10 protein-coding genes and 1 tRNA gene are annotated in these 14,837 nt (G+C 42.4%); 7 read left to right on the plus strand and 4 right to left on the minus strand.

Annotated elements, in window-relative coordinates; translation table 11 throughout:
* Positions 1-52: 52 nt before the first annotated feature.
* Positions 53-1,546: an acetyl-CoA hydrolase/transferase family protein gene (locus tag M2135_RS13170; protein ID WP_280748983.1), complete on the plus strand. Its 1,494-nt coding sequence runs from the start codon at positions 53-55 to the stop codon at positions 1,544-1,546.
* Positions 1,547-1,706: 160 nt separating this feature from the next.
* Positions 1,707-2,612, plus strand: a complete 906-nt coding sequence (locus M2135_RS13175) for a hypothetical protein (protein WP_280748984.1) — start codon at positions 1,707-1,709, stop codon at positions 2,610-2,612.
* 3 nt (positions 2,613-2,615) lie between these two features.
* On the opposite strand, the gene M2135_RS13180 is transcribed toward M2135_RS13175, so the two are convergent.
* Positions 2,616-3,842, minus strand: coding sequence for a DcaP family trimeric outer membrane transporter (locus M2135_RS13180; protein ID WP_280748985.1), 1,227 nt, complete (start codon positions 3,840-3,842; stop codon positions 2,616-2,618).
* Between the two features lie 145 nt (positions 3,843-3,987).
* On the opposite strand from M2135_RS13180, the gene M2135_RS13185 reads away from it, so the two are divergent.
* A complete protein-coding gene (locus tag M2135_RS13185) occupies positions 3,988-5,349 on the plus strand; it encodes a TrpB-like pyridoxal phosphate-dependent enzyme (protein ID WP_280748986.1) in 1,362 nt (453 codons plus the stop codon).
* 10 nt (positions 5,350-5,359) lie between these two features.
* On the opposite strand, the gene dacB is transcribed toward M2135_RS13185, so the two are convergent.
* Complete coding sequence (dacB, locus tag M2135_RS13190) at positions 5,360-6,835, minus strand: D-alanyl-D-alanine carboxypeptidase/D-alanyl-D-alanine-endopeptidase (RefSeq protein WP_280748987.1); 1,476 nt, start codon at positions 6,833-6,835, stop codon at positions 5,360-5,362.
* Positions 6,836-6,892: 57 nt separating this feature from the next.
* Here dacB and M2135_RS13195 point away from each other — a divergent pair, with 57 nt between their 5' ends.
* From M2135_RS13195 to M2135_RS13210, 4 genes are all read left to right on the plus strand, one after another.
* Entirely contained in the window at positions 6,893-8,047 is a 1,155-nt protein-coding gene (locus M2135_RS13195) for an AI-2E family transporter (RefSeq protein WP_280748988.1), read from the plus strand.
* Between the two features lie 76 nt (positions 8,048-8,123).
* A tRNA-Lys gene (locus tag M2135_RS13200) sits at positions 8,124-8,199 on the plus strand.
* Between the two features lie 689 nt (positions 8,200-8,888).
* Positions 8,889-9,704, plus strand: a complete 816-nt coding sequence (locus M2135_RS13205; protein WP_280748989.1) for a KilA-N domain-containing protein — start codon at positions 8,889-8,891, stop codon at positions 9,702-9,704.
* Positions 9,705-9,777: 73 nt separating this feature from the next.
* Entirely contained in the window at positions 9,778-10,863 is a 1,086-nt protein-coding gene (locus M2135_RS13210; protein ID WP_280748990.1) for an alpha/beta hydrolase-fold protein, read from the plus strand.
* Between the two features lie 68 nt (positions 10,864-10,931).
* On the opposite strand, the gene M2135_RS13215 is transcribed toward M2135_RS13210, so the two are convergent.
* Positions 10,932-12,311 carry an aldo/keto reductase gene (locus M2135_RS13215; RefSeq protein WP_280748991.1) on the minus strand — a complete coding sequence of 460 codons (1,380 nt, stop codon included), beginning with the start codon at positions 12,309-12,311 and terminating at the stop codon, positions 10,932-10,934.
* Positions 12,312-12,324: 13 nt separating this feature from the next.
* Positions 12,325-13,866 (minus strand): 4Fe-4S binding protein, encoded by a 1,542-nt coding sequence (locus tag M2135_RS13220; protein ID WP_280748992.1) that lies wholly within the window; start codon positions 13,864-13,866, stop codon positions 12,325-12,327.
* Positions 13,867-14,837 lie beyond the last annotated feature (971 nt).

Consider the following 14,837-nt stretch of genomic DNA (forward strand, 5'->3'; position numbering starts at 1 on the left):
GCGATTTATTCAACGACAATTATTTACCTTAAAAAAATAAACCTATTGTATCATGGCATTAAAATTCATGACAGCTGAGGAAGCTGCCTTACTTGTTCATCATGACGACAACGTGGGTTTTGGCGGCTTCACACCTGCCGGATGCCCTAAAGTTGTCCCTACCGCTATTGCCCGAAGAGCAGAAGAGGAACATGCAAAAGGAAATCCTTTCCAAATCGGGATGTTCACCGGTGCTTCTACCGGAGATTCACTGGACGGTGCACTGGCTCGTGCAAAAGCGATTAAATTCCGCACGCCTTATCAATCAAATAAAGATTTACGTGCATTACTGAATGGACGTGAAACAGCCTATTACGACCTTCATCTATCCGAATTGGCTCAGAATCTACGTTATGGTTTTTTAGGTAAGGTCAATGTGGCCATCGTTGAAGCATCTGACGTCACTGAAGACGGAGAGATCGTTCCGACTTGTGGTGTTGGGATTGCACCAACCATTTGTCGTATGGCCGATTTGATCATTGTCGAATTAAACAAACAACATCCGAAAGAGATCCGTGGTATGCACGATTTATATGAACCGGCAGATCCTCCTCTTCGTCGTGAAATACCCATATATAAACCTTCTGACCGTATCGGCAGTGCTTGTATAAAAGTCGATCCGGCTAAAATCGTTGTTGTTAACACCGACAAGCCGAATGAAGGCAGTCCTTTCTCTCCGATCGATGATGTAACGATGGCTATCGGACGCAATGTGGCTAATTTCCTGGTATCGGAAATGAAAGCCGGCCGCTTGCCAAAAGACTTTGTGCCGTTGCAAAGCGGAGTAGGAAATGTGGCTAACGCCGTGTTGGAATGTATGGGAGCAAACAAAGAGATCCCTGCGTTCAACGTATATACTGAAGTTATTCAGGATGCGGTTATCACGCTTATGAAACAGGGACGTGTCAAATTTGCCAGCGGTTGTTCATTGACCGTAAGTAATGAAGTGATTGATGACATTTACAGCAATCTTGATTTCTTTAAAGATAAGATTTTACTTCGTCCGCAAGAGATCTCCAACAACCCGGAAGTGGCTCGCCGCATGGGTCTGGTGACGATCAACACCGCATTGGAGGCCGATATTTTTGGTAATATCAATTCCACCCATGTCTCCGGCACACGTATGATGAATGGCATTGGAGGCTCGGGAGACTTTACCCGTTCGGCGATGTTGTCTATATTTACCACCCCTTCTACAGCCAAAGAGGGCAAAATCAGTGCATTTGTTCCGATGGTATCCCACCTGGATCACAGCGAACATTCGGTAAAAATCATCATCACTGAATATGGTGTCGCTGATCTGCGTGGTAAATCACCGATTCAACGGGCAAATGCAATTATCGATAATTGTGTTCATCCTGACTACCAACCTATCTTACGCGAATATCTGAATATGGGCGTAAAAGGACATACGCCTCAGAATTTGAAATGCTGTTTTGCGTTCCACGAAGAGTTGGCCGCCAGCGGAGACATGCATAATGTAGACTGGAGCAAATACAACAAATAATTCCATTTAAACATACAACAACAGAGGGGAAACAACAAAAAAATGTTTCCCCTTGTTATTTGACAGGCAGAAGACCTATTAAAAAATGTATAAAAGAGATGAATTGTTTCTCTTATACTGATTAAATAGTAATTTTGCGTACTCATTCATTGCTTTCAATATGGATATAGAACAGAAAGAAAACAAAGAAATAAATAAATTATCATTGCTTATCGTTGCAGTGATCGTATTAATCCTAATTATTGCCGGAGCTGCATATTATATCTATCATCAGAAACAACAAATGACCGATCTGGTTCAGGGATACGAACTGGACAAAGAGACGTTGGAGGATGAATTCAACGAATTATCGCTCCAATATGAAGGGTATAAATTCAGCATCAGCAACGACTCCCTGGTGGCCTTACTCTCTACAGAACAAGCTAAAGTTCAACGCTTGATGGAAGAGTTACGCACCGTCAAAGCAACCAATTCCCGCCGGATCAATGAACTGAAAAAAGAGTTGGAGACTTTACGTAAGATCATGCGTAACTATGTGATTCAGATCGACTCTTTAAATCAGCTGAACGAACAACTAAAAAAAGAGAACAAACAAGTCGTTGCTCAATATCGACAGGCAACCACCCAAGCGGCCAACTTGCAAAAAGAAAAGGAACAGTTAACCGAGCGTGTGACTTTGGCGAGCCGTTTAGATGCCACAGAAATAAATGTTGCAACCGTGAATAAAAGAGGCAAGGCGGTAAAACGTATTAAGCAGATGGAACAGTTTGTTGTCAACTTCAAAATATCCAAAAACATCACTGCCCCTGTCGGCGAAAAAACAATCTATGTACGTATCATGAAACCCGACGACGACGTATTAGTCAAAAGTCGTGCCGATGTATTCCCCTTTGAAGGCAAAGAGATCAGTTATTCCATGAAACGAATGATTGAATACGACGGAGAAGAACAGGCCGTGACAATGTATTGGGATATCGAAGAGTTTCTTTCTCCAGGCGTCTTCCGCGTCGATATCTTTGCCGATGGTAATCATATCGGCCGCAAAACATTTGAATTGGAAAAATAGTTCTTAAAAACTATAAACCAATAATCCGACAATCCGATGATTAGAAACCCCATGTGTATTGATCACTTTGCCATCACTCAAATCATTCGTCCCATAAGAGGCGTTTGACCAACTATACTCCACTCCCATCCGCCAATGTGGAAGATTATAGGATAGACTCGGATTAACCATGATCAACTGATCGATATTCAACCCTTTGCCATAGAGTTTATCTGTAGCAACCAACTGATCGGATGTGCCTAAGTTTTTAGAATATCCGGCAAAAAATCCGACTTTCCATAATGTACCATACGTCATATTGACCCATGAGGTCGAATGTCTGAAAGCGGTATACTCCTGTTCTCCGTTTTTATCATTGACAGAACGCACACCATACCCTCCTAAAACAGCCGTATGATCCAATGAAGAGGCTAACATACTTTTAGCGGCAAACATAAAATTCCGACCGGAATATTTCAAATGAGCCATATAAGAAAAGGTGGTCATTCGTTCTTCCACCTTATACGTTTGATCATTCCATACAGAGGTTGTTCGCGGTTTTAAAGAGATCATATAAGCACCCGCTCCTACTGTCCAACCGTTTGAAGAACTATAGTCAGCGCCGATAAACAATTCAGGAATACAGCTGTTTTTGATATAATCTTCCGTCGCCCCAGCCGGTCCTGTTGACGTATATTGCAATTGCCAAACTGTTGCACCGGTAAACTTCAAATGATTCAGCTGATACTGATACCGCAACATCGGACTACGGTTAAACGGCTGAAAGGGTGCTCCGGAAGAGAGACTTAAAACAACAGGAGTCACACTACCGAACATCGGATGCCAGGTTTGACCGATCAAAAACTGACTCCTCTCCCAGTCCAAGGCAACATACGCCTGACGGATACGTAGCATGGTCGTACTCGATGAGAAACCGCCGAAATCCGTTTCCAGTTTTGCTGAGGTACGAGCTGTTCCGAGATTTGGTCCGGCAATGTCCATGCCAAGTCGTGATGTGAAGGTATAAAAACTCCCGTTCGGAGTTGCGTTAAGGTCTTTCCCTTCCGCGTCATACACCTTATCCATCGGATACATATAAAAATTCCCATCAACTGGCGCTACATTTGCACGGGAATTGTAAAACAAATCCCCCCTGACAAAGCCATAAAATTTATACGTGAAGTTTTTGTTTTGCGCCCCTAAGAAAGAGACAGAAGCTAAGCACAACAGCAGTAGAACAAGTCGTTTCATATAGATTTATCCGTTTAATATATACCGAGCCGCAAAGATATATATTTTTACATATCGATTTGAAGAACGAAATATTATTTGTTCCTTTGTTACCAAATTGTAAGTTTTTCGCCTAAAATACGATTAAACAGATATCATTATAAATATGAAGACAAAGAAATTTTTATTGGAGGAAAAGGAAATACCGACAGCTTGGTATAATATTGTTGCAGATATGAAAAACAAACCATTACCTCCATTAAACCCACAAACAAAACAACCCCTGAAACCGGAAGATCTTTATCCTATTTTTGCCAAAGAACTTTCCCATCAGGAGTTGAATGAAACCGACAAATGGATCGAAATTCCGGAAGAAGTCAGAGAACTATATAAAAACTATCGTTCTACTCCACTGGTGCGTGCGTATGGATTGGAAAAAGCATTGGATACTCCTGCACATATCTATTTCAAAAACGAAAGCGTGAGTCCGATAGGATCACACAAACTGAATTCGGCTATTGCACAAGCCTATTACTGTAAAAAGGAAGGGATTACCAACATCACAACCGAAACAGGAGCCGGACAATGGGGAGCAGCTTTATCTTACGCTGCCCGGGCATTCGATCTGGAACTGGCGGTCTATATGGTTAAAATCAGTTACCACCAAAAGCCTTACCGTCGGTCGATTATGCAGACTTTCGGCGCTCAGGTTATCGCATCCCCCAGTATGAGTACCAAAGCCGGTCGTAAGATATTGACAGAAAATCCCAATTACCAGGGTAGTCTTGGTACAGCCATATCCGAAGCGGTTGAATTGGCCTTACAAACTCCAAACTGTAAATACACTTTAGGAAGCGTATTAAATCATGTGATGCTTCATCAGACTGTAATCGGGCTTGAAGCCGAAAAACAGATGGAGATGGCCGGAGAATATCCGGATGTAGTGATCGGTTGTTTTGGCGGTGGTTCTAATTTCTCCGGCATATCCTTCCCTTTCCTTCGACACAAACTGACTGAAGGAAAAGAGATTCGTATCGTTGCGGCAGAACCAGCTTCTTGTCCTAAACTAACCCGCGGACAATTCCAGTATGATTTTGGCGACGAGGCAGGTTATACCCCTCTACTCCCTATGTTCACACTGGGGCACAATTTTGCTCCTGCACATATTCATGCCGGCGGATTGCGTTACCATGGAGCAGGCTCTATCGTCAGTCAGATCATGAAAGACGGATTGATGGAAGCAGTTGATATCAAACAATTGGAGACCTTTGAAGCGGCAAACCTGTTTGCCCGTACTGAAGGGATTATACCTGCTCCGGAATCGTCACATGCCATCGCTGCCGCCATTCAAGAAGCCAAACAAGCCAAAGAAGAAGGAAAGCCGCGCACTATCCTATTCAACCTTTCAGGACACGGATTAATAGATATGGCAGCTTACGATCAGTTTATCTCCGGTGATTTGACCAACCACGAACTGAGCGACGAAGAATTAAATAAAAGCCTATCTGTATTGGAGCAGATTATCTGATCTATTCTCTTTAGAATAAATCCAGTAACATTTTTTCCAGTGCATTGACTAAGACTCGCCCTTCACATGAATAATTATTTGTGAGAAGGGCGATCGCATATTCTTTTCCTTCTTTCTGTATATATCCGGCATAACATCGCACCCGGCTCATTCCTCCACTCTTAAGATAGGCTCGACCCTCCAACGCCGAACCTTTCAGAAAAAGACGAACCGACCCTTCCTGTCCGACCAGCGGGAAAGAGGCTTTATAGGCAGCCGAAGCAGAAGATTGTGTGCCCATATAGGTCAACAATTCCCCGATAAAAGCAGCAGACACTTTATCGGTAACCGCCAAACCACTTCCGTCATACATCCAAAGCGATGCGGTATCCATCTTTTTATCTGTCCAATGTTGATTCACCACCTTAATTCCTCTTCCAAATGAGGAGATCACCTCACCCGGTTTAGGCGTATACTGCAAACCCAGTTTTTTCAGTAGCGCATCTGCATAAAGGTTATGACTTCGTTCGTTGGTGATTCTAACGATGGCTTTCAACGGAGGCGAATAGGTCGTATACAACGTTTTCCGTTTCGTCGAAAGCGGCTTCCCCTTTTCTCTTTCTATACGTGAGGTCGTACAACCTCCTTTAATCTTTATTCCCACCTCTTTCAGACCGGTCGACAAATACTCCGCCAGAAACAAAGCCGGATCCGGAATATCCCCCTTCAATAAATAAGGATCCTGATTGGGTGAAACCGCTCCATAAAGAAAACGTTCCGGAGAAAAAGGGGCTCCGACAACAAACGAACTATCTGTTGGAACAGATGCTGTCTGCAGATAATTATGAAAACGCAAAGAGGCTATTTCCGGCACCCATTTTTTCACCACCGGACGTGACCCTGCCTTTCCAGTTGTCAAATGTATTTCTACTAAATTATCAAAGACATTTAAGCCATAACTACCTGCTCCATATGAACTACCCAGATCCTCCCGGACCCATTTGGGAGACAGACCTTCAGTATCAAAGACAGTTTCATCTGCGATAATCGACCCGTTAATTTCCTTTATTCCGGCCTTCTGAATAATCGATATCCACTCTCTGATAAATGCATTTTGCATATACGAACTTCTCTCCGGAACAAAATGAGAAGAGCCCAATGTCGGGTCACCACTTCCTCGGATATATAAATGACCATTCAACACTCCCGCTTTAATCTCCCCATCATATTCGAGGGTTGTCGCAAAACGATAATCATCTCCCAACAACTCCAATGCCGCTGCTGTAGTGACCAGTTTCATTACAGATGCAGGAATCAACTCCCTGTCGGGATCATAACTATACAAAACCTTACCATTCGCAATATCTTTCGCAATAAAAGAAAAAGATGCACCCTTCATATAAGAAGCATTCAACAATTGTTGAATGGGCAATGGTACTTGTCCATTCAATATAAACGGAAAGAAAAGTGTGCTTATAAAAAGTAGCGTAAAGATTTTCCGGATCATGGTTCGCTTTTTAGAGTTTATTCTATCTTTGTGAAAAGCAAAGATAAAAAATATACCATGAATTCCTTATTTGAAAGACCTTTTACATTCGATCGGGTAATGCGTATTCTCTTCGGCGGGGTAGCGATCGTCATAGCTGTCTACCTGATCGCCTTATTAAGGAATGCCCTTTTACCTTTTTGCATTGCCTGGCTATTGGCCTATCTGATGCAACCTATCGTTAAATTCTTTCAATATAAACTTCGTTTTAAAAGCCGCATCCTGTCTATTATGGCAGTCCTATTATCTTTACTTCTGTTTATCTCCCTTGTGGTGGCTATGGTGCTACCCTCTATCGCTCAGGAAGCAGAAAGAACGCTGGAATTGATCCGTAAATACAATCTCGGTAGCAGTTATATTCCATTAATTCCTGAGGCATGGATCGAGTATATTCAAATGAATGTAGATTTTAATCAGATATTGGAATTATTAAGCCGGGAAAATATCCTAAATGCCTTACGGCAAATAGCCCCTAAATTATGGTCGTTACTCTCCAACACCTTTTCGATCTTATTTAGCGTCACCATTATCTTTGTTATTCTACTTTATTTCATCTTTATATTACTTGATTACGAAAAAATAGCCAATGGATGGAAAAAATTGATCCCTACAAAATACCGCCCATTTGTAGAAGGGTTAGCCGATGATATGGAAACAAGTATGAATCGTTATTTTCGTGGACAATCGCTGATTGCATTTTGTGTCGGTATTCTTTTTGCCATTGGATTTAAAATCATCAATTTCCCTTTGGCTGTTACCCTGGGGTTATTTATCGGGGTACTCAACCTTATTCCCTATCTGCAAACAATAGGTATCATACCAATGATCATTTTGAGTCTGTTCCGTTCTGCAGAAACAGGACAAAATTTCTGGCTTATCTTCGGATCTGCTTTAGTGGTACTGGTCATCGTTCAAGTCATACAAGACCTGTTCCTTACACCTAAAATCATGGGGAAAGCGATGGGTTTAAATCCGGCTTTAATCTTATTGTCCCTCTCTATCTGGGGTACTCTTCTGGGGTTTATCGGATTAATTATCGCCTTACCACTAACGACGTTATGCCTCTCCTACTATAAACGTTTTATACTAATGGAAGAAGAGGATGAAAAAAACAGTCCAACTGTCGCATTACCATCTACTGAAATAGAAGAAAACAGAGAGCCTCCAGCATAAAATATGCGCAACACTCTTGCATAATTAAAAAATACTCCTACCTTTGCACCCGCATTCCACAAGAAATGCACCGGCAGATTTGCTAGCTCAGTAGGTAGAGCACATCCCTTTTAAGGATGGGGTCCTGGGTTCGAACCCCAGGCAAATCACCAGGCGGATCACAAGAGAAGCCAAAGAAAAAAGCAAATCAACGTAAATCCCTGATTCCCATACGGAATTAGGGATTTCTTTTTTTGTACGGGTTGCAGAAAAAAGCGAGAAAAAGCAAACGAATAGTGTCCAAATCGTGGGACTTTTTGCAAATCTCAAAAGTCCCACGATTTGAGTTTTATTTTACTGGATCACAGTAGAAGGCAGGACGTGTGATGTGCAAATTAAGCGCAGTGTAGCTGTTGCACAATGGAGTCAAGCCAAAGAATGCGTCAAATATACCGTGAACTGGAAGATGCGGATTGTTATTCCCAGTTCCCAACAATCAAAAAGACAATGGCCATCTCAAAGAAGTGGCTGATATATATGGAATAACGAAGTCAATCTCGTCGTATATCGCGAGACTCATATGCCACCTCAGTATCATGGAAAATGGAGTAAGCAAGGAAAATATCGCTAAAATGCTTGGGCACTCTGACACTAAAATGACGCAGCACTATGCACGAGCATTAGATAGTTCTATAATGAAGGATATGGAAGGGGTGGAGAAACTACTATCTACTCACAGTTCATTGACATTTAAAACCACAGGATAATGAGAACTGGAAGTATAAGGGATATCATTAATTTGAACTAAATTTGTAGAACTAAGTTGTGGCGATTTAGGAACAACGAAAAAACAGAAATAAAAATGGCTAAAAATAATTTAGATGTGCAAGGTAATCAGGTTAAGATGTTGCATATCAACAATGCTGATTACATATCTATTACCAACATCGCAAAAATACGCAATCCGATAGAACCAAAGGATGTAGTAAAGAACTGGATGCGTAGTAAGAATACGCTGATGTTCTTGGGCTTATGGGAAAAATTAAATAACCCTAGCTTTAAGGGGGTCGAATTCGACCCCCTTATGTACGAAGCCGGGACAAATGCTTTCACGATGAGTCCAACACGCTGGGTTGAACTCACTAATGCAATTGGAATTGTCACTAAAAATGGTGCGAACGGTGGAACTTATGCACACAGGGATATAGCTTTTGAGTTCGCCTCATGGGTTAATACAGAATTTAAGTTATATCTAATTACTGAATTTCAGCGCCTCAAAGAACATGAACAGCAACAACTTGGTTGGTCAGCCAAAAGGGAACTGTCAAAAATAAACTACCATATCCATACCGATGCAGTAAAGCATAATCTCATACCAGAAGAACTCACGGCTCAACAAATATCAATCGTGTATGCCAGCGAAGCAGATGTTCTCAACATGGCTCTCTTCGGTATTACTGCCAAGCAATGGCGTGATGCGAATCCGGATAAAAAAGGGAATATCCGTGATTATGCCACCATCAATGAACTTATTTGCTTATCCAATATGGAGAATATCAATGCCGTTTTGATAAATGAAGGAATCTCACAATCTGACCGCTTACTAAAGCTCAACCAGATAGCCATCCAACAAATGCGGGTATTGCATGAAGTGGATAATCGTAAATTATTGAAATGATTGTAAATTCATATAGCAAACAAAATAAAAAAGACACGAAAACAGAGATCTTTTACACACGAATACTTATCATATGAAAACGAAATTAATTCTTTTACTATCCGTTATGTGCTTTTCGATGGCAGGTCATGCGCAGTTCCCGAATCGTCCACGCACGGCTAACGACAGCCTGATCTCGACAGAGGTATTACCCGGAAACAAAATGGCTTTCCGCATCTATGCCCCCGAAGCAAAAGCGGTCTCTTTAAGTGGTGACATTATGGTCAGAGGATTGCAGTTTACGAAGGATAACCGTGGTGTTTGGGAAGCGATTACCGAAAGCCTAAACCCTGGCTCCTATCGTTATCACTTCGTGGTTGACGGTGTGAATGTTTATGATCCAAAGAACCCAAGTTTTAACGAAAACAGACCTTTGGTAGATGTGGCAACCATCAATAGCGAGTTCTTTTCTATGAAGAATGTTCCTCACGGTATGGTATCGCAGGTCTACTATCCGTCTGCTACAACAGGAACAACACGCCGGATGCAGATCTACACCCCTCCCGGCTATCATACGTCAACAGATAAATTACCGGTTTTGTACCTGATTCATGGTGGTGGCGATAGTGATGTAGCTTGGCCGAATGTAGGAAGAGCCAACTTTATCATGGATAACCTGTTGGCCGAAGGCAAAACAAAACCGATGATCGTGGTTATGCCCAATGGTAGTATGGATGTAGCTGAGTTCGCTAAAGAGATGATGAATGATATCATTCCTTATATCGAGAAGAACTTCCGTGTATTGACCGATAAAGATAATCGAGCCGTTGCAGGTTTGTCGATGGGTGGACTCGAGACTACCGAGATCGCACTCCCTAATCCCGACCAGTTCGGATACGTTGGCATATTAAGTTCCGGCTGGTTCGAAAACGACGAAGCGATGTATAAGAAATATGAAGCGATTCTGGACAAACAGGCGGAGACGTTTAAAAAGAATGTCAAACTGCTTTGGATATCAATGGGTGGACAAGAAGATATCGCCTGGAAAAACTGTCAGAAGATGATGCAAACGTTCGACAAATACGGGATCAAATACCACTATACCGAAATGGAGGGTGGCCACTCCTGGTACGTATGGCGCCACGACTTGAAGAACTTGGCACCGATGTTATTTCGTTAAAAAACAAGAAACGGAGACAAGAAGAGAAAACATTTCTCAAACTGATGACTATAGAGAAGGGACTGCCATTAAAACGCAGTCCCTTGTTTCAATAATTCAGCATACTGATCCACGCGACGCATTTCTTCAGTAATATTGATATTTTGCGGACATTTCACCAAACACTCTTCACATTCCGTACAACGGGCAGCTTGTCGCAATTTAGGTACACTACGGTCGTAACCGATCAGAAATTCCCTTCGTGCTTTTTTGTAATTTTCATCGTTCGAACTTTTCAATAACTTGCCGGCACTGACACAACTGTTATAATGCGCAAAAATTCCCGGGATATCCAGTCCAAAGGAGCAGGGCATACAGTATTCACAGGTCGTACATTGGATGTAGTCTGAGTCGACTAACACTTCCGTTACCTGATCGAGTACCTGATATTCTTGTTCGTTCAGAGGTTTGAGAGATGAATAGGTGACAACGTTTTCCTGTAAATGTTCCATATAGACCATACCGGTTAATACGGTAAGAACATGTTCGGGTGTTCCTGCAAAACGGAAAGCCCACTGTGCGGCGGTATTTTCGGGATGAATTTCTTTCATCATTGCAAGTGCCTGTTGTGGCACACGAGCCAGACGTCCACCAAGCAACGGTTCCATAATAATGGCCGGCACATTCTTCTTGGCCAACTCTGCATATAAATATTCTGCATTAACATTTCTACCTGTGGCATGTTCCCAATCTTGATAATTCAGTTGTATCTGACAGAAATCCCATTGTATATCCATCGCAAGCAGATGATCGAACACCTTTACGTCTCCATGAAACGACCAACCGAGGTTACGGATGCGCCCTGCTTCCTTTTCTTTCAAAAAGAAGTCGAGTAACCCATTATCAATAAAACGGCTTTCAAACAAAGAGACACCTTCGCCTCCGCCTACTGAATGAAGCAGGTAGTAATCGATATAATCCACCTGTAGATCTTCCATTGATTTGCGGTACATGGCTATTCCACTTTCCAGGGTATTGTTACGGGATGATTTTGTCGCAACAAAATATTTGTCACGCGGATGACGGCTCAAGGCAATCCCTGTTGCAGCCTCCGACCATCCCCGGACATACACCGGCGCCGTATCAAAATAATTCACTCCATGTGCTATCGCATAATCGACCAACTCATTGACAGCTTCCTGATCGACTTCATCCTCGCCATTCGCATTCTTACGGAGTGGCCAACGCATACATCCATATCCGAGCAGCGACACCACATCACCCGTATGCGGATTCGTGCGGTAAGTCATCTGATCTGTCGGCACCTCACCGATATACCCTCCAGCAGACACTCGCTTATCCGGCTTACATCCCATAAGTCCTGCAGTGGTAGTCACCGTACCTGTTCCTACTACTTTCAGAAAATCCCTACGGCATAGCTTGTTTTTATCTTTATCTACATTTTCCATGTTCGTCTTATTTTTATACGGTATGATGTCTGACATTTCCTTCGACATAAATGGCACTGAACGGCCGAGCCGGACAGAGATATTCACACGCTCCACAACCGATACACAACTCCTTATCGATCACCGGATACTTCAATACTGCAGGACGACGCATTCCGGGGAACTGTCCGCTTTGTTCTGTCGCTTCCGGATGGACGGGAATAAGCGTAATCGCCTTGGTCGGGCAATGGCGCTCACAGGCGGTACATGGCAACTCTTTCGTGTTGACAATACAGTTTTCTTTGATCCATACTGCCTGTCCGATCGAGACGGCCGATTTATCAGCAACCGTTATCGGTTGTATGGCGCCCGACGGACAAACCTCCGAACATTTCACACATTCCGGACGACAGTATCCTTTTTCAAAAGAGATTTCCGGCTGCATCAAAGTCGACAGATTTCCGGAAGGTACCAAGATATTGTTCGGACAAGCCGATACGCAAAGCTGACAGGCGACACATTTCTGTTTCATATTCTTCACTCCCAATGCACCGGGAGGAACGACTGGTGTTTGGCGGTTCGGAGATTTTTTATCTTCGATATCCGCAAGTCCCCCGTCTACCTGCAACTGTTGTTGCGCTTTGACAACAGAAGTCGTAAGAAGCAGTGCCGTAGCAGAAAGAAAACCGCGGCGAGCTTCAGTACCCTGTTTAGAGCATGCCACTTTATGCGTTGTTGTCTCTTTCGAAGCTGTTTTTAGTGTACACATCTTGTAACTGACGGCTCCCTGTTTACACGTTTCGAGGCAATTCATACAAGCCACACAACGGCTATGATCCACCCGAGCCCCCTTGTAGTCGATACAGGCCGCTTTACAATTACGAGAACAGAGGCTGCATTGATTACACTTTTCGGCATCAATGGTTATACGAAACAAAGAAAAACGGGAAAGCAAACCCAAGGTTGTACCTACCGGACAAATCGTATTGCAGTAGGTGCGCCCGTTACGCCAAGCCAGAAAGCCGATACCCCCGAATGTTAAAAGTGCAATCGCAAAAGTGATACCGCTCTTTATCCATACATCGGCTGTATAAAAGGTATAACTATCCATCCGTTCGGCCAAAAAGGCCAATAAATTATTCCCCCACAAATAAACCGGCGCCAATAGATTATTCGCTATCCGTCCATAAGCAGCGTATGGATCCAGTAAAGCGACAAATGCACTTATCCCAAGGAGAAATGCAAGAACAAAAAGTCCCAACATCCCATACCGCAACCAGGAAATGGCCGGCGAATAGGAAAAACGCCTCTTCTTTCGTTTACTGCCTACCCATGACACCAGATCCTGAAACACACCCATTGGGCATATCACCGAACAGTATACACGCCCAAAAAGCAAGGTCAACACAACCAATGCAATCACCACACCGACATTCAATGCCAACAAAGCCGGCAAGAACTGAATCTTTGCCAGCCAACCGAACCACCCGTGCAGTGTGCCGGTAAAATCTAAAAACAGCAATGTGATTAAGGCCAAACAAATAATAGCTGAAATAACTCTAATCTTTCGTAGCATAATTTAGTATAATCGTTTTTAGTAAATTTCTAAGGCACCTTCTTTACATCAAATCTATGCGCATCACAAACATACAAAATTTTCAACCGAACAGGCCACACACGCCACAGAATTGTTCGAAATCGCCTGTCCTACCTTCTGCCTATAACACACATAAATAGGATGTAAATATGCAAAAAATCCAATCCCTAAAAAGCAATATATAGATGAACGCGGCAAAATCGCTCCTAAAAACGAAAATCAACCTTATGACAGACATGGGCAGAATAACAGATTGTCAATTATCAAAATGTCAATCCAACCCCTTTCTCAAGTCCGTATTTGTGGCTGGACTAAGGGCTGTTTGCAAATATCGGATTCTAATGAAGCTTGACAAAAACAGAAGGTGATACTTTTTCAATAAACAGTTGCGTGGTGAACGGCTCGCTGAAATTCATGCTAGTGATTTTTACATAGTTGTTACGAAACATCCCGTTTAAATAACAAATGGTAATTTTATTTTGTGTCGTTTTTTTGAGGCAACGAGAAGTGAATAAATGTAAAAACAGCGGTTTTTGATTGTCTTTTTCATACTTCTGAAAAATCATTTGCATAACTCAACAGCGTTTTCTAAATGATTTTAAAAATGATCACAATGATTACCGAAGGTCTTCACAATGAATTGAAAGAATGATGCAGAAAAAATAAGAATAAGAGGCTGTTTTATGTCAAAAAAAACAGAAAAAGCCTTGTTTTTGGGCTGAAATTCACGAAAATGGACATTTGTTCATTTATCTAAAACAGGCAAAAGATGACAATTTGTTCAATTATCGTCATTTTTAGCGTCTAAATGATCATAAGTTGTACAAAAAAATAAATTCAATCCGAAGAATATTTGAAGATAGGATTCAAGCAAAATTCCGCAGGAATTCATATCCGTAACCCCCTGTGAGCGAAATAGAATGAGCCACAGGGGGATACAGAACGTATCT

Source organism: Parabacteroides sp. PF5-9, assembly GCF_029893105.1.
Classification (GTDB): domain Bacteria; phylum Bacteroidota; class Bacteroidia; order Bacteroidales; family Tannerellaceae; genus JARXWG01.

Coding starts and splice junctions, on each gene's coding strand:
- M2135_RS13170 (WP_280748983.1), top strand. CDS start 53: ATGGCATTAAAATTCATGACAGCTGAGGAAGCTGCCTTACTTGTTCAT.
- M2135_RS13175 (WP_280748984.1), top strand. CDS start 1,707: ATGGATATAGAACAGAAAGAAAACAAAGAAATAAATAAATTATCATTG.
- M2135_RS13180 (WP_280748985.1), bottom strand. CDS start 3,842: ATGAAACGACTTGTTCTACTGCTGTTGTGCTTAGCTTCTGTCTCTTTC.
- M2135_RS13185 (WP_280748986.1), top strand. CDS start 3,988: ATGAAGACAAAGAAATTTTTATTGGAGGAAAAGGAAATACCGACAGCT.
- dacB (WP_280748987.1), bottom strand. CDS start 6,835: ATGATCCGGAAAATCTTTACGCTACTTTTTATAAGCACACTTTTCTTT.
- M2135_RS13195 (WP_280748988.1), top strand. CDS start 6,893: ATGAATTCCTTATTTGAAAGACCTTTTACATTCGATCGGGTAATGCGT.
- M2135_RS13205 (WP_280748989.1), top strand. CDS start 8,889: ATGGCTAAAAATAATTTAGATGTGCAAGGTAATCAGGTTAAGATGTTG.
- M2135_RS13210 (WP_280748990.1), top strand. CDS start 9,778: ATGAAAACGAAATTAATTCTTTTACTATCCGTTATGTGCTTTTCGATG.
- M2135_RS13215 (WP_280748991.1), bottom strand. CDS start 12,311: ATGGAAAATGTAGATAAAGATAAAAACAAGCTATGCCGTAGGGATTTT.
- M2135_RS13220 (WP_280748992.1), bottom strand. CDS start 13,866: ATGCTACGAAAGATTAGAGTTATTTCAGCTATTATTTGTTTGGCCTTA.